The sequence below is a fragment of the Cohnella cellulosilytica genome, from assembly GCF_042431195.1.
Classification (GTDB): domain Bacteria; phylum Bacillota; class Bacilli; order Paenibacillales; family Paenibacillaceae; genus Cohnella; species Cohnella cellulosilytica.
On the sequence record NZ_JBHMDN010000013.1, the window covers coordinates 119309 to 140431 of the forward strand.

Below are 21123 nucleotides of genomic sequence, written 5' to 3' on the forward strand. Positions count from 1 at the left end.
TGAAGAGTGCAACTTTACGGCTTGTCTCGCGTTCATATTTCGACAGGCTAATCTGATGTCCGCGGGATATCGGGAGACAACAAGAGAGGTGCAAGGGAAAAAGAGATGAGAGATTCAGGAGTAGAGAACAACTATGCTGTACCTGCCGACACTTACAGAGAAAGATCGCCCCGGCGCAAGCGCACGGGCGCCGCAATCTTCTTCGCCATATTGTGGCTCGCCCTGATCGCCGGGGGCGTCTACGGAACGAAATGGTATTCCGACCGGATTCAGCGGCAGGTGTCCGCGGACCTGGAGCGTCAGACGGCCGCGCAGCTCGCGGCGATGCAGCAGGATTACGAAAGCCGGTTCGCCCAACTGGAAACCGACTTCGAAGAGCAGATGACGCAGCTGGAAAGCCAGGTTCAGACGCTGAACGAGCTGCTCACCTTCGCCAAGGACAACGCCGACACGAAAACCGACAACAGCAACAAGCTGTACACGCAGCTGGCGGAAGTGAAAAAACAGCTCAACGAGCTGAAGAAAAGCCTGGACGTGCTGAAATGAGCGCCGCGGCGATCCGCTCCATGAACCGGACGCTGCTCCTGGCGACCGCGCCCTTCCTCGGACTGCTGGCCTGGCTGCTCGTCTCCAACGTCGAGCTTGCGCTGTCCGATTCGGCCTATCCGGCCCATAAGCTGTCGTCTCCCGATTGGAGCGCCGGCACGGCCGCGGCCCGGGATGGCCTGAGCGCCGCCGAGAGTCTCGCCCAAGGCACCGGCCAATCGATCCGCAAGCAGGTCGAGCTGTACAACAAGACGAACGCCGACATGAACCAGATTGCCGAAGTCGCCTCCAAGCAGGCTTCCCGGCCTTATCAGATTTACGACAAACGCATTACAAGCAAGCTCGGCAAGCCGGCCTCCACGATGAATTCGGACAAGCTGACGGCGCAGCTGTTCTACCTGAACACGCAAAACTTCAAGGCGTACGCGTTAAAAATCAAGCTGAAAAAGGACGACGCTATGATGCTCGCGCTCGGCAAAGACGAGGAGGGCGGCTCGGAAACGACGCTGGAGGCGGTCAAACGGTACAAAGCCGCCATCGGCGTCAACGGCGGCGGCTTCGCGGACGGCGGCGGCAAGCGTTACCCGCTGAGCACGACGATCGTCGACGGCGAATACGTAGGCGGCTTCCAGCCGACGATCAAGGATTTGTTCTTCGTCGGCATGAGCGAGGGCAACAAGCTGATCGGCGGCAAGTTCTCGAGCAAGTCGCAGCTCGACGCCCATAATCCGAAGTTCGGCGCCTCCTTCGTGCCGATTCTGCTGCAGAACGGCCGCTCGACGGAAATTCCGGCCAAGTGGCAGACCAGTCCGAAGCGCGCGCCCCGCACCGTCATCGCCAACTACAAGGACGACCAGCTGCTGTTCCTCGTCGTCGACGGCTACAACGAGAAGGGCAGCTCGGGCGCGACGCTGGCCGAGCTGCAAATTTTGCTGAAGCGCTTCGGGGCGATCAACGGCTACAATCTCGACGGCGGCGGCTCGACGTCGCTCGTCTGGAACGGGCGCGTCGTCAACAATCCGTCCGACGGCCAGCTTCGCAAGCTGCCGACGAACTTTTTGTTTTTTGCCTGATTGATGATGTCGAAACGCCGTTTTGAATTTGCCCGTCCATTGGCTTATACTGGTAAAAGGATTTAATCCTATACGAATTGGAGGAGATTGATCATGAGTCAAGCGACCGCCTCTCATCTGCAAGACTCGGTAACGTTGAATAACGGCGTGCGCATGCCGTGGTTCGGACTGGGCGTATTCAAGGTTCAGGAAGGGAACGAAGTGATCGATTCGGTCAAAACCGCCATCAAGCTCGGTTACCGCAGCATCGATACCGCAGCGGTCTACCGGAACGAGGAAGGCGTCGGACAAGCGATCGCGGAAGCGGCCCGCGAATATTCGGTGCCTCGCGAAGAGCTGTTCGTCACCTCCAAGGTGTGGAACTCCGACCAGGGGTACCAATCGACGCTGGACGCGTTCGACCTCAGCCTGAAGAAGCTCGGACTCGACTATCTGGACCTCTACCTCATCCATTGGCCGGTCAAGGGCAAATACAAAGAAACGTGGAAAGCGCTCGAGCACATTTACAAGTCCGGCAAAGTCCGGGCGATCGGCGTCAGCAACTTCCTCGCCCACCATCTGGAGGATTTGCTGACCGAAGCGGAAGTTGTGCCGGCAGTCGACCAAATCGAACTGCATCCTTACCTGACAAGGGTGGAGACTCGCGAATTCGCCCGCTCCCAAGGCATTCAGATCGAAGCCTGGTCCCCGCTGGCCCAAGGGCTCGTGCTTAAGGACCCGGTCGTCGAGGGGCTTGCCGCCAAATACGGCAAAACCGCCGCGCAAGTCGTGCTTCGCTGGAACCTGCAGAGCGGAATCGTCACCATTCCGAAATCGATTCAGCCGGCGCGGATTGCCGCCAATGCGGAGCTGTTCGACTTCGAGCTCAGCCGGGAAGACGTTGCCGCCATCGACGCCCTCAACCGCAACCAGCGGGTCGGGTCCGATCCGGACAACTTTAATTTCTAAGCCGCTCCGGTCCCTCCATACACATTCGAAAGAAGGCTTTGTCCGCTCCGCGATTCCGCGGGGAGACAAAGCCTTCTGCTGCGTCGAATACGGCTGGCCCGGGCGATCAGACACCCGTACGCCGCTTCTGGTTGTTTTGCACCTTGTGAATTTGCGTCTTCATCTTCTTCGTCTCCGTCGAGAAGCCGCCTTTCCCGCTCCCGCCTTGGCGGGCCTGCTTCTTGCGCTCCAGAATGCGCTTGATCGCTTCGGCCTGACTCGGCTTCTTCCCTTCGTCCCCGTCCTGGCCGCCGCCGGCCGGATTCGCGCGACTGTCGTCCATCTTCTCGCCCCCATGATCGTATCCCGTTTATTTTACAACACCGGGCCGGTTCAAGTCCTGTTTTTTCCGTAAAAGATTTCGTCCATCTCCGCCTGCAGCTGGCTCGCGATCTCCTCCTGCTCCTCCGGACTCAGCTTGTCCTTGCCGTAGCCGAACAAATAATTGTCCAGATCGAATTCGCGCAGCTTGCACTTCGTATGGAAAATATGCTCCTGGTACACGTTAACGTCGATCATGTCGTACTGCCGCACGATTTCTTCGGGAATGTAATTTTGGATGGAGTCGATGCTGTGGTCGATAAACAGCTTGTCGCCGTTAATGTCTCTCGTAAACCCTCTGACGCGGTAATCGATCGTCATAATGTCGGTGTCGAACGAGTTGATCAGAAAATTAAGCGCCTTAAGCGGGGAAATTTCGCCGCACGTCGAGACGTCGATGTCGGCGCGGAACGTGCTGATGCCCTCGCTCGGATGATATTCCGGATACGTATGCACGGTGACGTGACTCTTGTCCAGTTGCATGACGACGTTGCCCGGCAGCGGGCCGGGCGATTCGTCGTACGAGGCTTGCGGCACTTCCACGATCGGTCCCTCCGACACGAGCAAGGTAACGCTGGCTCCCTGCGGAACATAATCCTGCTTCGCCGTATTCAGCACGTGCGCTCCGATGATGTCGGACACGGCGCTCAGAATATGGGTCAGCCGTTCCGAATTGTATTGTTCGTCGATATAGGCGATATACGCTTCGCGCTCTTCCCTCGTCTTCGTATAGCAAATATCGTACATGTTAAAGCTGAGCGTCTTCGTCAAATTGTTGAAGCCGTGAAGCGTAATCCGTTCTTCGCCGGTTTTCCGCATTCGCCATCCCCTCCCATTTTCTACATGTTACCCGTTATCCGTTCGTCCGATTCGCCTTCGGCGTCCGGGGATGGGGTTTGGGAGGCTTTCTTCTTGGCGATTCTCTTCTTGATCAGGAGAAAAATAACGATGAGCGGAATCGCGATCGCGGCGATATAGAGGGAAATATCCTTCACCATGCCTTCGGCTGCGCGGCCGTAGCTGTAGAACAGCAGGCCGATGGCGTAGAACTTGACCGCGCGTCCGAACGCCGCGTACGCCAGCAGTCTCCACAGCGGATAGTTCAAGCACCCGGACAAGATCGTGAACACCTTGAACGGGATCGGGGTAAAGGAACCGATCAGGATCGCGGCCTCGCCGCTCTTCTGGAACATCCGCGTAGCGCTGTCGACCCATGATTTCTTCAGAAATTTATGGAGGACGGATTGACCTAGCAGCTTGCCGATCAAATAACCGATAGGGGTGCCAAGCAAACAGGCCACATAGCCGGCCGTCGCCAGCCACAATGCGTTGGAAGGCTGCATCAAGCTTAAGGGCACTTGCAGGAAAAAGGCGGGAATCGGAAAAAAGATCGCGTCGGCGAAAGAGTGTATGAATAATCCCCAGATGCCAAATTGCATTAAAGCGTCAATCAAGTTTTGAAACATAGCCGGCTCCTATCCGAACGATCTGTTGTTGTTGGTCGTCGCTGTCCCTTCTGTCCTCCTCGGTTCAATTCTAGACCTATAGTAATATATACTCAATTTGTTAAGGTCGAGTTTCAAATTAGACCAAAGACCAGTTTTTTTCGCAAAAAAATACGCCTTCGGCGTCCTTGGAACGGTGAAGGCGCTGCGATGGAGACCATTCGGACAAGGATAGCGGCCGAGTTTCATGCTTGGCCGGTTCGTTGAATAAAAGCTTCCAGCCGGGCCAGGCCGTTTATGTCGAGCGGAGGCGTATTGTCGTATTCCAGCACGCTGCCGTCCGGAAGAGGCCATCTCGGCGTCCTCTTCGCCAGAGATCGGCTAAACTCGGGCCAATGCTCCAGCTTCCAGCGGTCCAGCTCCGTCGCCCGGCGCTCAATACGCTCGCGATAGACGGCCGGATCGGCCAGGTAGACGACTACGACCTTCACTTCGACGGCGGCGGCCGCCGGGCCGATTCTCGACAGCTCTCCGCGAAGCCATTCCGGGTCCTGCGTCTCCTTCGTAAAGGGACCGATCACATAAGCGTCGTTGCCCAGCTCCACGTTCTCCAACGCGGCGTCCATCGTGATCCGGTAGCCCAAATCTCGGCACAGCCGCTTGTATTCGGCCGAATCCCGATCGCTCGGGTCCAGTCCGGCCTGCGTCATTAACGCCTCCGCGGCCGGTCTCAGCAGCGTGTCCATATCCAGCACGGCCGCGCGGCTTCCGGCCGCCAGCCTTTTCGCCAGCGTCGTTTTCCCCGATGCCGCCCCGCCGATAAAAAACACGAGTTTTGCCACCTCGTTACGCCCCTTTCTCCGGTTCGGTCACCAGAACCAATTCTCGTAAAAGAATCCGTCGTTTCCGTACAGATAAATCTTCCCCGAAGTGACATCCTGGCCTATTGGCAGCAAGTAACCGGGCTTGTCTCCAATATCGAACTTCAGCCTCTTCATTTCCCCATTAATTGAAAAAGATACTATACAAGAATCGATTTGATGCTGCCTTGCCTTTTCGTGGATAGCAACGCTAAGGTATCCAGCCGCCTTCTTGACCGATATCCCCTCTCCATTCTCTCCGGCAGAAAATCTTAAATCATGAGCGCCCAGTTGACCGTTGCGAAGCCGATCCACGGTATATATAATCGATTCATGCTCTCCGACTTCCAGAACGATCGCCGCATACTCGTATTCCAACCGGTAATCGGCGATACTCAGCCGATTCTCTTCAATGAACGACAACAGTTCCTCTTCCGTAATCGGCTCCGCGAATTGCTCGTCCCAGTGAACGGGGTACTCCCCCATCCCCTCTTCCCATTCCTCTGCGGATTCCAATTCCGCTTCATACTTCTCGTCCGTTTCCAGTCTGGCCACTTTGGCTTCATTGTCCCATTCCACATCCAGCCCCATCGCTTCCCCGAGCACTCTCAGAGGAACCATCGCTTCTTCGCCTTGGATGTAGGGGACCGCTCCTCCCAGCTCTTCCTGACGCGAATCCTCGCTGTCGTAGTCGGATATCCGCAGCATCTTGACTCCATTCCCGAAAGCTAGCGTTATATAGTTAAGAGGGCCCTTTACGGACAAGTAGAACAATCCGTTTCGTTCCTGTCCAAACAAATAGTCGGCCTGAATCTGGGAATGCTGAACGAGACGTATTGGAACGAATACGCGCCCGTCTATAATCGTTGCGGAAAGAGACTCCGGAAATTCAACATACTCGCCGTTGACCGCCACTCTGGCTAACGGATGCTTCGCCGGTCCGCGTTCCTCTCCTGCGGCGTTCGCTTGAATAGGTAACAAGGCTGCAAAAAAGAAAAACGCGATCGTTCCCGTAATCAGCCTCTTCATCATCTCTCAGCCTTTCATTCGTCATTCATCCAAAGAGTCGCTATTTCTTTCCCGAAAAGCTACAACCTTTCCGCCCTTATGCGTCTCGCCCAGCGTACGATCATGGTCAGCACAAGCAGCGCCGCGCCGATCTCGATCGCGTGGTCCGCGACGTTCAGAATGCCGTTCGAGCGGACGATAAAATCCGTCACCTGGCCGAATAACAGACGGTCGACGCCGTTGCCGATCGCTCCGCCGACGAGAAAGCCGAGCGCGATGTCGAACGGGACGCCCCGCACCTCCCCTTTTCTCCGGTAGATCAGCACGCCCAGCACGAACAGGACGGCAAGCACGCCGAACAGTCTGGCATAGCCCTGCAATAAGCTGCCCGCCATGCCGCTGTTTTCGAAGCGGGTCCACTCCCTGCCCCACAGGAACAGCGTCTCTCCCACCTCGAGATGCATTCTTATCCAGGCTTTGGTCAGCTGATCGGCGGCAACGACGAGTAACGCGACAATGTAAAAAGGCATATTCCGACCCTCTTCCCTCGATCCGGCTCGCCCGGTTTTCCTCAGTATAGCGCAATCCGCCGTGTGAGGTAACGGTTGTCTTTTCCCGCGGCTCGGTATGCCGTCGCTCAGGACAAGCGCTGCCATTTGGCCCACATTTCCGGGGGATTCAGCTCGTATACGCCGTCTTCCCGATACATGAACTGATGCATGATGAATTCTCTGCGTATCGTCGCGAAATCCTCGTGATATTGCCCGATGAACTCGTTGATTTCCTTCTCCGCGTATTGCCTCCCATACTCCAGACGAGAGACGATATGCTCCAGAACGATCAGCTTCTTCTTAAGCTGCGCCGGCACGTGCTTCAAGCGGCCTTCCTTCGTGAAAAAATGCCGAATAACCGAGTCCCGCGTTCTCTCCTGTTCCTGTTCCTCTTCCATATCCTTTTCTCCTTTTGTTCCGTCCGTTCCCCGGTAGATCAGGCGAACGGCGGCCTCCGCGTTGCCCCTCAGCAAATAATCGTTTAACGAGAAATAAATCGTATTTTTATCGCGGCGTTCGTTGATCAGACTCGCCTCCCGAAGCTTTGCGGCGTGATGCGTAATTGTCGCGGGCGTCACCGCCAGCTTCTCCGCCAGCGTCTGCCCGTTGCGCTCTCCGCCCGCCAGCAGGATCAGCATCCGGATTCTCGTCGGATCTGCGAGCGCTTTGTGGTAAGCGATGACTTTATCGAGCTGCATGTTTTCTGCCCCCACTAATTTAGATTTCATCTAATTAGATATCCATTAAATTAAACTATAGAGAACAACGCTCCCATTGTCAACGAAGCGGCATCTCCAGGTCGAAATCGCATGCGCAGCCGTATTTTAAACGGACGAAGGGGCGATCCCCCGGCCGCGAAGCTCATGACCGAAGGAATAGCCCCTCTTGCTTAATTCATCGCTTCCAGCAAACGCCAGACGACTTGCGCGCTCTCCGCGCGAGTCGTGAAATGCTGCGGCTCGAACCGCTCGGCGCCTCTGCCGTTCACCAGGCCGAGTCCGAAGGCGGCGTTCACCGCGTCGCTCGCCCAGCCGGCAATGCTCCGGTCGTCCTTAAACCCGGCCTTGCCGGACGGCGCCCGCTTGCCGGTCTTCGCCTCGTAGGCGCGGACGAGCATAACCGCCATCTCTTCGCGAGTGAGCCGGCCGTCCGGCTGGAACAAGCCTCCGCTTCCGCCCGTGACGATGCCCGCTTGCGCGGCGGCCGCCACGGCTTCGGCATACCATTGGCCCGGATCGACGTCTGCGAACGCGGCGCCGTCTCCGGCCTTAAGATCAAGCGCCCGCGCGAGCATGGCGGCAAACTCGGCTCTCGTCACCGGAACGCTCGGAGCGAACCGCGTCTCGCTTACGCTGTTCACCAGATGCTTGGCGGACAGCTTGCGAATTGCGTCCGCTCCCCAGAAAGCGGCCGGAATGTCGCTGTACGACCGATCGTATTCCAGGACGGCGTATTTGCTGAAATGTCCGACCGTGACCGCAAGAGCCCCGTCCAGCCATTGGCCGCCCAGATAATCGACCTTGCCGTCGTCCCCGATCAGGTAGACGCCCGCCAGGTCGCGATTCGCCCCGTCGTTCGCGGTTACCCGCAAGCGGATCGGAGGATCGAAGCGCTCCAGCTTCAGCGTCCGGCCGTCCTTCGCGACAAGCGACAGCTCCAGCTCCAGCAGCGGCCCCGCCAGACGCAGCTCGGCCGCGCTGCCGGCGTCCGCCTTCTTCGCCAAGGCGGACGCCTCCTCCGCTTCCAGCCGTCTTAACGTCACCGACAGCTGCGAGCCTTTCCGTTCTTCGTCGGACAGCAGCGCCAGCAGACTGGTCAGCACCTTGCCCGGGATGTCCAGAGCTCCGCCGTCGCCCGTCACCGCGAGCGATCCGGCGTCCGCCCATGCCGCCGCGTCCGCGGGGAAAAGAGCGTTGGTCTTGCCTTCTCCCAACGTCACCGAAATTCGGCCCGATGCGTCCGCTTTCGGCTCGCGAACGAGCTCGGTCTTGGGGTCCGCGGTTTCGGCCGAACCTCCGCCGCCGCTGCCGCTGTTGTTGTTGCCTTTGCCCGGAGGCAATTCCAGGGTTTTGCCGAACCTCACGTTGTCCATATACATTTTACCGGCGTAATCGCTCTGAACGTCCGCCACGACGATCGTAATATCGCGAAGCACGGTATCCGCGGCGATGACCTTGTCGTCGACGATGCGGGTCAGGTCGAAGGAAACGCGGTAATGGTAGAATCCGTCGGATGTCTTGGTTTGCCGGTTCAGGGCATCCAGCGGAATATCGAAGTTTTGGGCGGCCTGGGCCCAATACCCGAGACTTGGAGGCGCCAAAGCCAGATTGATCGACAGCGTTCCCTGGTTCGCGCGAACCGGGTCCAAATAGAGATCGAACAGCAAATACCGGTTGTCGCCCCGAGTCGCGTTGATTCCGCCCAATACGATGCGCGGCGCGGACGCCCAACCGTCGGAAGGCTTCACGTCGGGATAAGCGACTTCCCAGGAAAGCGCCTTCGTTCCGTTCGCGGGCTGAACCTTCAACGCGCTCTTGACGCCCGAACCACCGTCCCAGGCCCAGCCCTGACGAGTCGAATCCTCGAAAGTGGACGGAAGCGTCGGCGTCCCCAGCGGATCGTGCACGATCGGCTGCTCGACGACTTCCCGCACCCCGGACACGGTGATGTTGTCCAACGCGACCCATTCCGCGCCGACCGCGCCGACGAACAGAATGATATTGGTCATCGTGCTGTCCGAGCCGTCCTCGCCGATGACCGCCAGGTTGGGCGCGTCGGCCTTCGAGATCGCGATTGTCGCTTTATAGGTCCCGTCGTCCTGCTCCTCGAAATCGCCCGGCTGCGCCCGAATCGCCTTGTTCGGATTCATCCAGTCGTGGGTGGAGCTTTGCGGGACGGCGGCAATCGCCACCGTCGCCGGTTCGGCGGCGAAGACTTCGATCGTTAATTGCTCCACGCCCAGAATATCGGGCCGCGCGGCGGAGCCGTCTGCGGACAGTCGGACGTTGGGCCAATAATTCCCTTCGGAAATATCCGTGCTCGCGTCCATTCCCGACAGCTTTAATCTGCCGTTCTCGACCGCAAGCTCCACGCTCTTCACGGGGCTTTCCCCGTTGACCCCGAATCCTTGGGCGGTTCCGTCGTCGAAGTCCCAGACGACCGTCGAGAATTCCTCGCGGGGCGTCCGATCGGCCGGCTCGTACGGAATGCCCTTGATACGCGCCCTGACGTATTCGCCAGACACGGTCAGCTCCGGAATCGACCACAGCTTGTCGTCGCCGGGGTCCAAATTCGTGGCCTCGCTCTTGCCGAGCACGAACGGCGTGAACGCCGCGGAAGTCTCGTTCTTGTTCGTCAGCGACCAGTTCACCCAGCTGACGTTATGCTCGTTCAGGAAGCTCAGCCAGACGTCCGCCTCGGCCAAATACGGGCCGTTGTTGCCGCTCGCCTCGCTTGTCCCCCATTCGGTGGCGAATATCGCGACTCCGTTCTCCAGCGCGTAACGGGCGTTGCTCATCACGTTCTGCCGGTCCGAGCCGTCGGCGGCCGACAGATGCGTGCCGGTGTAGAAATGCACCGTGTACATCGTATTCGGGTCCGCTTCGCCCGTGTTCGGGTCCTCGATCGGGTCGTCCGCCGCCAGATCGGGTCGCTGGCTCCAGTTCGGACTTCCCACGATGATGATATTTTCGTTGCCGTTCTCCCGCAGCATCCCTACGATCGGCTCGGCATAATCCTTGATCTTCCGCCAGCCGGCGGCGTCGTTCGTGACGCCCGGCGCGTTGCTGCTCGGCTCGTTGGCCAATTCGTAAATCAGGTGCTTGTCGTTCGGATACAGGCCGGAAATTTCTTCAAAGAAATCCATCGCTCCCGAATAGACGTCGGCGTTCGGGTCGCCCGGATCGTGCACGTGCCAATCGACGATCACGTACAGGTCGTTGGCGATCGCATATTCGATGCCGTCGATCACCCTTTGCTTGATGACGGCGGGATTGGTCGCGTAGCCGCTCTCGCCGACGTACATCGCAAGACGGACGACGTTGGATTCCCAATCTCCCGCCAACGCCGCGAAAGCATTGTCGTTAATAATCTCCTGGAACCACTGCAGCCCGTGCGTGCTCATTCCCCGCAGCTGCATCGGTTCCCCGTTTTCCCCGGCCAACGTCTTCATTCCGTTCTCTTCGACGATCTGCAGCGCGCCCGCTTCGGACGGCTTTCGTACGCTGTCGTTGCCGAGCAGGTCGGGGTAATATACCGACTCCGTTACTGTGGCGGAACCCCCTACCGAGCTTCCTCCTCCCGCCTCTTCCCCTGCGGCTACGGCCGACAATAAGGGATTAAGGGCAAATAACAAAGATCCGACCAAAGCCAGTGCCAGAAGCCGTTTGCGTATATCCATCTTCATCGTTGCATTTCTCCTCCGTTTACGATAATAGAAACGAAACAGACCAAGCCGGAAGCGCCGTTGCTTCCCGTGCCGGAAAAGCCTTCTTAACCGCAGCCCCGTACTTCACTTGAACCGCCGCTTTTTCTCCTCCTCCGGGTTTCGACATTATTTGTAGAAAACGTTTTCTAAAACCGCTGAAAAAAAAGCGCCTCCTTCGCAGCGCGCGCCTTTTTTCCAAATCGCTTTCTCTTCAATCTGCATTCCATCGTTATAGAAAACGTTTTCTATACTATAAAACAGATTTCGCCGCTTGACAATCGCTAGTTTTGACGAATTTCGTCGTCATAGTCGAAATCGCCGTAAGTCTGCTCGCTGGCGACGTTCTGAATTTCCTCCGCCCCGATGGCGATGAAGCCGTAGCCTTCCTCCGCATGTTTGCGCAGCGCCTTCGTCTTCATATATTTCGGACTCGCATCTCCCGCCTCGTCGTCGTAGACGAGCAGGATGCCGTCGGTCTTGCGGAGCAGCAAGTCGTCCCGGGCCTGGAACTGCCATGCTCCGCTGAACGGCTGCTTGCTGACCGAGCTGTAATAATCGAGGCGATTAACAATGCTGCGGTAGTATTCCTGCTTGTCCTCCTTCCACTTCTCCTCCTGTCCGGCGAAGGCGGTCAGAATCGAGAGTTTCAGATTCGGATATTGCTCCTTCAGCTCCAGCGCCGTCTCGCAGGCCCACAGATCGACGCCGTACTGGCCGGGGGTGATGATCCATTCTAGCCCCTCCTCCAGCAGAGGAATGAGCCGGGCCTCGATCGCCCGGCGAATATAAGGAATCCCTTTATGCTTCTGGTCGAAAATGCCCAGCTCGTGCGCGCGGTAGCCGGTAATCAGCAGGTTTTTCATTCGATCTCCTTGGCGATGCAGTCGTTGCCATCAGTGTAGCAGATTTTGCCCCCGACCGCCTCTATTCGACCGTTACCGCTACCGTAAAATTCGTTCCCGCACTGGACGTCTTCATGATCCGCAAAATGTGCGTAACGGGGTCGAACGTATAGTCCGTGCCCGAGGTCAAAGTCGTACCGTTGATCTTCACGCTCTCCAGGTCGTAAGCTCCCGTGTACACGTCCAGTTCCTCGAAGAATCGGTCGAAGCCCATCGTCAGCGTACGGGTTCCGGCGTTCCATCCGATGGCCGTCACTTTGATATTCTGATAGTCGTGCCGCGTATCCGTCCCGATCAGCAGCGGATAGACGCCTCCGTACCTTTGCTCGAGATCGTCGAACAGAAGCTCGCCCCACGCCTGCGCCTCGCCCATCCCCGCGTACCCGAGCTCGTTCCGGATCACCAGCGCGTCGTTCGTATCCCACTGCGGAAGCTGAAGGAAATGGCTCAGCGCCTGCAGCGCCTTCGGACTTTGCTTGTCGCTGTAGGCTAAATAGGTTTTGGTTGTATAATAGCCCTTATTGTTGTTGACGTTGATGTCCTGCAGATGGGTTTCGTACTCCAGCGCTTTCGGATCGCTCGCCCCCTTGAACTTCCGGATGCCGTATATCGCGTTGCCGAGCCCGTCGTTATCCCCCGCAAAAAAGCCGGTCGCCGCCGAAGGAAATCTGTCGTACACGAATTGCGCCAATTGCGCGTAGGTTTTCCCGGACACGGTCGTCGTAGAATCAATATCGGCCATCGTCGACAAAGCGTACAAAATCGGTCCAAGCTCTCCGTAAAATAACGAACCGTTCGTCACGTCCGCGAACGACGACCAATTGTGATTCGGATAATCGTTCATATTTTTGTAGAGGATGGCCAAGGCGTCGTTGAGGATCGCTCTCGCATCGGTATCCGCCGGATGATCGGCGCTCCACGAGGCCAGTCCCATGACCGGATAGCCGTAATTCATCAGCCTGCCGAACAAGTAATTGTCGTACGTGGAAGAATTGTAGACCGTCGGCTCGTAGCTGTCCGCCGTCCCGCCGAGCATATGGGAGCCGAATCGGATCTTTTCCAAATACTCGTTCCACGTCGAGCCCTGCGTCAACGTTCCGCTATATTTGAAATAAGAGCTGCCGTTCGATTGCAGAATGCCCTCGAACCGGCTCGGATTGTTCTTGGCGAGATCCTCTCCTCTGACGAAGCCTTGGCCGTCGTCGTAGAGCAGCCAAGCCTGGCTCCCCCACTGCTTCACGGAGTCGAAGAAAGTCGTGCTGCCGATGCCGTCGTTGTTCGCCGCTTTCACGATCAGCCTTGGATTCGTTACCGAGCCGCTCGTCGGCACGATCGAGCCTTCCACTTCGGCTACGCCTCCATGAATCGTCACCTTGAAGGAGACGCGCACCCGGTTTTCTTCTTTCGAGAATTCCACGATCATCGCATTGGTCTCCGGATCGAAGGTGACCGACCTCGTCGTCGGAGCCGTCAGTTCGATCGGCGTCAGTCCGTCGTAGCCGTAAGCGAACCGAAGCGCTCCGAGCGGCTCGGCTCCATAGGTGCTTTCCTTAAACGTAATTCTCGGCACGCTCAGATCACCCGTGACGAGATAGATGCCGTTGTCGAACTTGAACTGCGGGTCCACGAAGACGCTCTGTCCTTGCCCGTAACGGAAATCCGCCCAACGATGCGTCGCCAGTCCTCTCGGCATGCTCTCTTTCACGAAATCGGCCAGATTCTGCGTCGTTGCGAGCGCGTAGGTTTCGGGCAGCTTCTTCAACGCCAGCAGCATCTCCGCGGAATCGGTGCTCCACCGCATGCTGCTCTCGATGTACCCTCTCGTCTCCGTGTTGCGGTAATCTCCCAATTGCGGATCGTAGTAAATCCGTTGGCCTCTCTCTTGAGGCTTGACCAAGTAACTGGAGACGTTCCGCACGTCGATCGCGTTGGATCTTGCAATCGTATTGCCGGCGGCATCGCAGACGTCGACGATGTAGACGTAAGACTTCTCGTCCTCCAGCGAGCTTGTATAAGTAAGCGCATTCAAATTCGCGATCGTCGCGTCCAGGTAATAAGGATGCATCTGCGGCAGGTATTGAAAATTTTTGCTCCAGTCTCCGCCCGAGTACGTTCGCAATTGCGGATAGGTTTTCGGAAACTTGTAAATCTTGTACGAGCCGAACCCGCTTCCCGTATATTTGGCCCAACTTAACGAGACTTGATTGGAGGACGGAGCGCCCGCGGCCAAAGAAAACGAAGGGTAGGGCACGACGTTGACGTCGAACCAGAGTCCGAGATCCTCCAGGAACGTTCCGTCCTCCTTCACCGGGCGCAAGTACACTCGGCTTGTGCCGATCTCCTCCTGTCCCGTAAAGCCGAACTGGAATCTGCCCGTTCCCCCTGTCGCAATTCCCGAATAATTCGGCGCTGCGGGACGGCTGTAGCTCAACCATTTGTCATACCCGGTCATAATCGAGCTCGTTTCCTGCGAATACGAGCTATCGGTATGAGCCAAAACGACCTCGTGGGTCGGCCAGCCGAACAGCCACGTATCGCTGCCCGCGTTTTTCAAATCGACCCAGAAGCTGCCCGTCTCGCCGGGATGCACGGTTACCGTGGACGCGCTTTCCGCCACGTATTCGGCGCTGAAGCTGGCATAGGCCGGAGCGCTGGCCAGAAAGACGGAAAGCAGGCTTGCGGCAAAGCCAATCGACTTCTTTTTCATGTGTAAACGCCTCCAAATTAGAATTAAATCGAACTCGGGAAGAGGGGCTGTCCCCTGTCAAGTTGCTCAGGAAAATAATCGATAATAAAGGTGCAAGGTGTATATACCTCCCGTAGACTGCCTCATACGCTCCTGAAATCACCTTATCACGGGTCTTCCTATTCAGATTTCGGGAGCGTATAGCATCGGAGGGAGGTATATACACCTTCTTTTTTGGTCGATCATTTTAAGCAACTCTGCTAATGGGAAAGCCCTGCTTATCGATTACTTCGAAGCGGCCAGGAAAGCGTCCGCCTGCTTCTGGAACTCGGCGATAACTTTGTCCAAACCGGCCTTCTTCAGCTCCGCGCCATACTCGGGAACCGCGGTTTCCGGGTCCAGCACGCCGGCCGTAATGCCGTACTTGTACTTGTTCTCGATCGTGCTCATCGCGGCCAGCTCGGTTTTGACCGGCGTCTGGTCGAAGTTAAAGCTCATGATCGGGCTGAACAGCTTCGTATTCTTATCGAAATCTTGCAGCTGCTGCATGAAATCCGGCGCGTCGGAAGCTTTCGGCTTCAGGAACTTCGGATTCTGCCACATCCACTCCGGAGGGGCGTAGCCGATTTTGGCCGCATCCGCGCCTTCCGGAACTACGATCGCCCCGTCCTTGACGTCGTAATGCGTCCCCTTGATCCCGTTCGTCATCATGTCGTAGTTGTCTTCGCTCTGCTGAATCCAGTTCAGGAACAGAATCGCCCGGTCGATATTTTTGGAGGTTGCCGCGACGCTCTGGAAGTTCCAGGTCGTCGTGGGCATGTAGGGCTCCGTCGTCAGCGGGATCTTCACGAACTCGACCTCCGCGCCGTCCACCGCGATGTTGCGGAAATAGTTGTTATACTCGTATACGTCTCCGCCGCCGACGGCGGCTTTGCCGGAATTGAAATCGGCGCGGATGTCGCGTCCGACCATCACGTCTTTGTCGATATACCCTTTCTCGTACAGCATCCGGCTATAGCGCGCATCCTCCAGCGACTGGGGACGATCGTATTTCGCTTCCGCCTTCAGCGTGGCGTAGTTGAACACGATGCCGTCGGAAACGGTGCTTTGCACCGGCTCTCCCCGTAGGAACCCGGCCGGAGGCTCGTTGAATACGATCATCTCCGGATTGTTCGTCTTGACGGCTTCGGCATACGCGAGCAGGTCGTCCATCGTCTTCACTTCGGGCAAGCCGTATTTCTCGCGCAAATCTTTGCGCAGCGTCGCCGTGTAATACCCTTTCGTCGTACCCAGAGCGCCGGCCGGAATGCCGTATTTCTGGCCGTTCACCGTGACCGGAGGCCAGTATTTCTCGTCAAGCGCCGCGACGATGGCCTGTCCGTTCTTAGCCAACGCATCGTCGAGCGGGGCGATCGAGTTCGACTTGACGAACGTGCCCAGAAGATTCGGATCGGTCCACATGATGTCGACCTGATCGCCGGTAGTCAGCATGATCGGCAGCTTCTGGTAATAGTCGCCCCAAGGGATGTATTGGTATTTTAATTTCACGTTAACTCCGTCTTCCGCCAATTTCTTCTCCAGCGCCGCCGTAACCGTATCCTGATCCGGCTGCGGATCTCCCGGATAGACGATATTGAGCGTCACGACCGGCAGCGGCTCCGAGCTTGGCGCCGACTCGCTTGCCTGCTCCGACAGCGCGACGGTTCCGCCAGGAGACGCGGCACCCCCATTATTAGATGAACCGCACGCGCTCGCCAATGCGGCCAGCAGCATGCCGGATAGAACGACTCCCAACCATTTTCCAATAGAACTGCGCATATCTTGTCCTCCCTTTTTTTGAACAATCTGTTTAAACAACGCTCCGTACGGCCGTAAATGCGAACCTCGCGGAAGCGCCGCGGCTCTCGCTTATCCCTTAACGCTGCCCACCGTCAGTCCTTTAACGAAATAACGCTGCAGGAACGGGTACAGCAAAATGATCGGCCCGATCGTCAGCACCGTCGTCGCCATTTTTACGCCTTCCTTGGGGATGGCTGCCGCAGCGATCGACGAATTCGCAGAGCCTGATGCCGCATACGTGATATTGGACGTGATGGCCCGGATCAGCAATTGCAGCGGATACAGCTCCCTGTCGCTGACGAGCATGAGCCCAAGCCACCAGTCGTTCCAGTAGCTGATCGCATAGAACAGGCAGATCGTGGCGATTCCCGGCAGCGCCAAGGGCAGCGCGATCCGGAACAACAGCTGGACTTCGTTGGCTCCGTCGATTTTGGCGGCTTCGAAAATCGAGTTGTCGATCGTCGAGATGAAGCTTCTCATGATCAGCAGGTTAAACGCGTTAATGGCATACGGCAAAATCAAAGCGAGCAGATGATCGTACAGATGCAAATACTTCGTCGTCACGATATACCACGGAACGAGGCCGCCGTTGAACAGCATCGTGAAATAGACGAGGAACGAGATCGGTCCCGCCATCTTCCATTCCTTCCGGGACAAAGCGAACGCCATCATCGTCGTCAGCAGCAGGCTCAACAAAGTGCCGGCCACGGTGACGATCGCCGTCACTTGGTACGCGTCCAGAATGGCGGACCCTCTGCCCAGCACGAACCTGTAGGCTTCCAGCGACAATTCGTGAGGAAACAGATCGAATCCGTTCGCCCGAATATAACGCTCGTCGGTCAGCGACGTGGAGACGATGGTCATGAACGGGATAATCGCGGCGATGACGAACAAGAGCAAATAAACGTAGGCGAATCCCGTGACGATGCGGTCGCCGGGCGATCGGTGCTTCATCGGTTGACTCCTTTCCGGATTCTTGTTCTAGAACAGTGCGGAATCCTTGTCGCGTCTGCGGACGACGGCGTTGACCGCGAAGACGAGAACGAAGCCGACGACCGATTGCAGCAAGCCTGTCGCCGAGGACATCCCGACGTCGTTCAAAGTGCGCAGCGCGCGATACACGTAAGTATCGATAACGTCGGTCGTCGAGAACAGCAGGCTGTTATCGCCTACGAGTCCGTAAATCATGCCGAAATCTCCGTAGAAAATCCGGCCGACCGCCAGCAGCAGCAAAATGATGATCGTCTTGGAAATGCCGGGCACGGTAATGTGCCACATCTGCCTGAGCTTGCTCGCGCCGTCCAACGCCGCCGATTCGTATTGCTCCTGGTCGATTCCCGCAATGGCCGCAAGATAGATGATGCTGTTGAACCCAACCGTCTTCCAGGAATACAGCGCGACCAGAATGCCCGGCCACAATTCGGCGCGATTGTACCAGCCGACCGGATCGATTCCCAAGCCCTTCAGCCATCCGTTCAGTATGCCGTAATCCGTGTTAAGGAAGTTATAGGCAAACACGGCGACGATAATCCAGGAAATGAAATTCGGCAAAATAATGAGCGATTGGGAAACCTTCTTGAATAAAGCAAAGCGGATCTCGTTCACCAGAAGCGCGGTCAGCACGGCCAGGAAAGTTCCGATTCCGATGAACAGCGCGTTCAGAAACAGCGTATTGAAGATCGCTTTCAGAACCGATGCCGTATCGACCGTCAGAAACCTGAAATTGTCCAAACCGTTAAACGGGCTTCCGAAGATGCCCAGGTCCATCCGGTATTCCTTAAACGCCACGACGACCCCGGCCATCGGCCAATAACAGAAGAGCAGGAAATAAACGAGTCCGGGTAAAGCCAATACGTACAAAAAACGGTTTTTGACGAGATCGGCCGATAAGAAGCGCGCGGCTCTCCTCAAGTTGCTCACCCCCTTCTCCTTGCCTCGCCTCTCGGCTTACGGTCTCCAATTTAGCGCTTACATCGACGGAGCGACAAGTTTGAATAAGCAACTTCGTTTTTATTCGCTGAGGTTCGGGCCTTTGAAAAAGCGCCTGCGGCGCGTATCGCAGCTTTTCAAACGTCCGCGCCGCAGACGATCGGACCGGATGCGCCGCCGCGCCTTATCTCTGTTTCCGATACTCGGTCGGCGCAAGGCCGGTATGCTTCTTGTACCAGGTGACGAAGTACGAGGCGTTGAGGAAGCCTACCTTCTCCCCGACCTCCTTCGCCGTCAGCTTCGAATCCGCCAGGTATTCGTTCGCTTTGCGAATCCGCAGCTCGGTCACGTATTCCAGGAACGTCCGATTAAACAGCTCCTTGAACAGTCTGCCGAAATAAATTCCATTATAGTGAAACCGTTCCGCCACCAGCTCAATCGAGAGCTCGGGATTGCCGTACTGCCCCTCCAGGAACGAGGCGATATCTTCGGCGAGCCCCGACTTCGGATGCTTCTTGCTCGTCATCGCCGCCCGGATTGCCGTCCTCGCGTACTCCGCGAACCATTCCTCGATCCGCTGCAAGGACTCCATCTTCTCCAGCTCTTCCAGCGCTCCGAGGTAACTGCCCGAAGCAGTCGAAGCGGTCGAGCTCGGAGCGGCCGCGGAGAGCAGCGAGAACAGCAGATACCGCACGGCAGACCGGATCATCGGATAGGGCGCGCGTCTGAGCTCGCGGAAGAAATCCGCCGCGGCCGCTTCCGCCTTGTCTTCCTTCGCGGCTTTTATCGTTTCCAGCAATGCCTTCTGCCTGGCGTGCGGGTATTCGAAATCGGCGTCAAGCCCGGACGCGATCTCTTCATAGAAAAGAATTTTTCCTTCCCCGTGGACGAGCCGGTACAAGGCCGCCTCCTTCGCGCTCAAATAAGCGTCGCCAACCTCGTGCCCGCCGCGTGCCGGCTGGCCGATGGCGATCGTCAGCGTCACGCCGTAATCCCGCGCCACTTCCCGCTGCAAGTCGCTTAGCGCTTGTATGGCCGCGCTCTGCGGCGTCCCGGCCGCTCCGATGAGCAGAACGATTTCCTTGTCGACCTTAACGACGTCGCAGGCGATTCTGCTCTTCAGATAACGCTCCGCGAAGTCGGACAGCACGGCCCGGACCGTATGATCGAGCTCGTCCTTGCGCACCGCCAGCTCCGCGATGCCGTCAAGCTTCAGAACCGCCACCAGCAGCGGCGCGTCCGCTCCGGCCGGATCGACGTTCAGCCCGTACTGCGCGGCGTCCCCCGACTCCGGCACGCGGATGCCGTGAAGCAGCTCCTTGAGATACTCCGCCTTCATAGACAGGTGCGAGCTGCGGCTCGTCGCTTCGAGCCGCTCGTATTTCTCCGTTACATTGGCGTAGAAACGGTTCAGAATCTCCATTTCGCTCAGCTTCCTCTCCGCCATGCTCCCCGTATCGATCGGAGAATCAAGCACCTTCCGAGCCAGCTTGGACAGCGGAGAGGACAGCATCCCGCTCAGGACGGCCGAAGCGCCCAAAGCCAACGCCAATAGAGCAAGGCAAGTCCAGATCGCCGTCCTGCGGATGTCGGAGATCGGCTTCGTCGCCGTCTCGTAAGGAATCGCGGAGACGAAATACCAGCCGAGCTGCTCCGAATAGACCGAGGAAACGAGCGTCCTCCTGCCGTCCGTCCCGTCTATGAAGCTTTCGTTCGTCCCGGAGGATAGAATTCGCTGAACGAGGGCCGTATCCGAGAGATCGTCGAGAAATCGTTCCGCCCCGGGAGAGAAGACGAGGCGTCCCGTCTGGTCCAGAATCAGAAACCTGTCGCCCTCGACCGTCCCTGCCCGCTGATCGGCGAAGCCGTCCAAGGTCAAGTTCAGTATGATGGCGCTCGTAATCTCCCGGCTCTCGTAATTGCGGTCGTACCAGAACACCGTATAGACCCGCTCGTCCGGCTCCTCCCGTCCCTCGATCTTCAGCCTGCGCGGAATCGCCCGGCCCAAGCTTTGAACGGTCTGCGACTCCGTCAGCCAAGCGATTGTCTCCTTCTCGGCCTTCGCCTTATCCCGGTCCGTCCCGATCAAGGTCTCGCTTAACCCGTTGTAAAGCGTGATCGAATATATGTTTTTGTTCGTTAGCATCTGATCGTTGATCTTCCTGAGCGTGGCGCTATAGAGAAAATAATCCGCCGTCGGCTCCGGGCTGTTCATCGTCCGGATAAGATCGTTGTCCAGCGACAGCTGCAGCGCGACGAGCCGGGCCTGATCGAGCACGAACTCGAACATGCTTCTGCTCTGCTCCAGCCTCTTCTGCGAAATTTCGTTGATCTGCTCCGCCGAGCCCCTGGAGAATGCCTGCGACAGCAGCGTCGTTACGGTCAAAGCCATCGCAGCCGATAAAACGACGAAAGACAAGAAAAACTTCGAATACCACGTTCTAAGCTTCATTCCTTCCAGCATACGCTTCATTTCCGTCCCCCTGTCTCTACGCCTTGTTGTGAAGCGCTTTCAATATTAACTGCCGCTGCTCCCGGTCCGCTACTGTT

The 21123-nt window shown here is 57.3% G+C and carries 17 protein-coding genes; 3 read left to right on the forward strand and 14 right to left on the reverse strand.

Annotated features, from left to right (window positions below):
• Nucleotides 1–105 precede the first annotated feature (105 nt).
• From ACFFT4_RS10280 to ACFFT4_RS10290, 3 genes are all read left to right on the forward strand, one after another.
• Entirely contained in the window at nt 106–546 is a 441-nt protein-coding gene (locus tag ACFFT4_RS10280; protein WP_378047333.1) for a hypothetical protein, read from the forward strand.
• A complete protein-coding gene (locus ACFFT4_RS10285; RefSeq protein WP_378047335.1) occupies nt 543–1619 on the forward strand; it encodes a phosphodiester glycosidase family protein in 1077 nt (358 codons plus the stop codon). The genes ACFFT4_RS10280 and ACFFT4_RS10285 overlap by 4 nt, the downstream gene beginning before the upstream one ends.
• A gap of 93 nt (nt 1620–1712) precedes the next feature.
• A complete protein-coding gene (locus ACFFT4_RS10290; protein WP_378047337.1) occupies nt 1713–2567 on the forward strand; it encodes an aldo/keto reductase in 855 nt (284 codons plus the stop codon).
• 106 nt (nt 2568–2673) lie between these two features.
• Here ACFFT4_RS10290 and ACFFT4_RS10295 read toward each other — a convergent pair whose 3' ends face one another.
• The 14 genes from ACFFT4_RS10295 to ACFFT4_RS10360 form a co-directional block, all read right to left on the reverse strand.
• Entirely contained in the window at nt 2674–2889 is a 216-nt protein-coding gene (locus ACFFT4_RS10295; RefSeq protein ID WP_378047339.1) for a hypothetical protein, read from the reverse strand.
• A 50-nt stretch (nt 2890–2939) separates the two neighbouring features.
• Complete coding sequence (gene speD, locus ACFFT4_RS10300; RefSeq protein WP_378047341.1) at nt 2940–3746, reverse strand: adenosylmethionine decarboxylase; 807 nt, start codon at nt 3744–3746, stop codon at nt 2940–2942.
• Between the two features lie 20 nt (nt 3747–3766).
• The gene (locus ACFFT4_RS10305; protein WP_378047342.1) at nt 3767–4393 is read right to left on the reverse strand and encodes a YqaA family protein; all 627 of its coding nucleotides are present in this window, start codon (nt 4391–4393) and stop codon (nt 3767–3769) included.
• 224 nt (nt 4394–4617) lie between these two features.
• Complete coding sequence (locus ACFFT4_RS10310; RefSeq protein WP_378047344.1) at nt 4618–5214, reverse strand: P-loop nucleotide/nucleoside kinase family protein; 597 nt, start codon at nt 5212–5214, stop codon at nt 4618–4620.
• A 27-nt stretch (nt 5215–5241) separates the two neighbouring features.
• The gene (locus ACFFT4_RS10315; RefSeq protein WP_378047346.1) at nt 5242–6264 is read right to left on the reverse strand and encodes a stalk domain-containing protein; all 1023 of its coding nucleotides are present in this window, start codon (nt 6262–6264) and stop codon (nt 5242–5244) included.
• Nucleotides 6265–6320: 56 nt separating this feature from the next.
• Nucleotides 6321–6770, reverse strand: coding sequence for a signal peptidase II (lspA, locus tag ACFFT4_RS10320; protein ID WP_378047347.1), 450 nt, complete (start codon nt 6768–6770; stop codon nt 6321–6323).
• A 107-nt stretch (nt 6771–6877) separates the two neighbouring features.
• Nucleotides 6878–7489: a DUF2087 domain-containing protein gene (locus tag ACFFT4_RS10325; RefSeq protein WP_378047349.1), complete on the reverse strand. Its 612-nt coding sequence runs from the start codon at nt 7487–7489 to the stop codon at nt 6878–6880.
• Nucleotides 7490–7680: 191 nt separating this feature from the next.
• Complete coding sequence (locus ACFFT4_RS10330; protein WP_378047350.1) at nt 7681–11196, reverse strand: carbohydrate-binding domain-containing protein; 3516 nt, start codon at nt 11194–11196, stop codon at nt 7681–7683.
• A 302-nt stretch (nt 11197–11498) separates the two neighbouring features.
• Nucleotides 11499–12080, reverse strand: a complete 582-nt coding sequence (locus ACFFT4_RS10335) for an SLOG family protein (protein WP_378047352.1) — start codon at nt 12078–12080, stop codon at nt 11499–11501.
• A gap of 61 nt (nt 12081–12141) precedes the next feature.
• Entirely contained in the window at nt 12142–14826 is a 2685-nt protein-coding gene (locus ACFFT4_RS10340; RefSeq protein ID WP_378047353.1) for a hypothetical protein, read from the reverse strand.
• Nucleotides 14827–15090: 264 nt separating this feature from the next.
• Complete coding sequence (locus ACFFT4_RS10345) at nt 15091–16623, reverse strand: extracellular solute-binding protein (protein WP_378047355.1); 1533 nt, start codon at nt 16621–16623, stop codon at nt 15091–15093.
• Nucleotides 16624–16713: 90 nt separating this feature from the next.
• A complete protein-coding gene (locus ACFFT4_RS10350; RefSeq protein ID WP_378047356.1) occupies nt 16714–17598 on the reverse strand; it encodes a carbohydrate ABC transporter permease in 885 nt (294 codons plus the stop codon).
• A gap of 27 nt (nt 17599–17625) precedes the next feature.
• The gene (locus ACFFT4_RS10355; protein WP_378047358.1) at nt 17626–18555 is read right to left on the reverse strand and encodes an ABC transporter permease; all 930 of its coding nucleotides are present in this window, start codon (nt 18553–18555) and stop codon (nt 17626–17628) included.
• Between the two features lie 202 nt (nt 18556–18757).
• Nucleotides 18758–21046, reverse strand: coding sequence for a helix-turn-helix domain-containing protein (locus tag ACFFT4_RS10360; RefSeq protein WP_378047360.1), 2289 nt, complete (start codon nt 21044–21046; stop codon nt 18758–18760).
• Between the last annotated feature and the right edge of the window lie 77 nt (nt 21047–21123).

Coding starts and splice junctions, on each gene's coding strand:
- ACFFT4_RS10280 (WP_378047333.1), top strand. CDS start 106: ATGAGAGATTCAGGAGTAGAGAACAACTATGCTGTACCTGCCGACACT.
- ACFFT4_RS10295 (WP_378047339.1), bottom strand. CDS start 2,889: ATGGACGACAGTCGCGCGAATCCGGCCGGCGGCGGCCAGGACGGGGAC.
- ACFFT4_RS10285 (WP_378047335.1), top strand. CDS start 543: ATGAGCGCCGCGGCGATCCGCTCCATGAACCGGACGCTGCTCCTGGCG.
- lspA (WP_378047347.1), bottom strand. CDS start 6,770: ATGCCTTTTTACATTGTCGCGTTACTCGTCGTTGCCGCCGATCAGCTG.
- speD (WP_378047341.1), bottom strand. CDS start 3,746: ATGCGGAAAACCGGCGAAGAACGGATTACGCTTCACGGCTTCAACAAT.
- ACFFT4_RS10345 (WP_378047355.1), bottom strand. CDS start 16,623: ATGCGCAGTTCTATTGGAAAATGGTTGGGAGTCGTTCTATCCGGCATG.
- ACFFT4_RS10340 (WP_378047353.1), bottom strand. CDS start 14,826: ATGAAAAAGAAGTCGATTGGCTTTGCCGCAAGCCTGCTTTCCGTCTTT.
- ACFFT4_RS10330 (WP_378047350.1), bottom strand. CDS start 11,196: ATGAAGATGGATATACGCAAACGGCTTCTGGCACTGGCTTTGGTCGGA.
- ACFFT4_RS10360 (WP_378047360.1), bottom strand. CDS start 21,046: ATGAAGCGTATGCTGGAAGGAATGAAGCTTAGAACGTGGTATTCGAAG.
- ACFFT4_RS10325 (WP_378047349.1), bottom strand. CDS start 7,489: ATGCAGCTCGATAAAGTCATCGCTTACCACAAAGCGCTCGCAGATCCG.
- ACFFT4_RS10315 (WP_378047346.1), bottom strand. CDS start 6,264: ATGATGAAGAGGCTGATTACGGGAACGATCGCGTTTTTCTTTTTTGCA.
- ACFFT4_RS10305 (WP_378047342.1), bottom strand. CDS start 4,393: ATGTTTCAAAACTTGATTGACGCTTTAATGCAATTTGGCATCTGGGGA.
- ACFFT4_RS10335 (WP_378047352.1), bottom strand. CDS start 12,080: ATGAAAAACCTGCTGATTACCGGCTACCGCGCGCACGAGCTGGGCATT.
- ACFFT4_RS10290 (WP_378047337.1), top strand. CDS start 1,713: ATGAGTCAAGCGACCGCCTCTCATCTGCAAGACTCGGTAACGTTGAAT.
- ACFFT4_RS10350 (WP_378047356.1), bottom strand. CDS start 17,598: ATGAAGCACCGATCGCCCGGCGACCGCATCGTCACGGGATTCGCCTAC.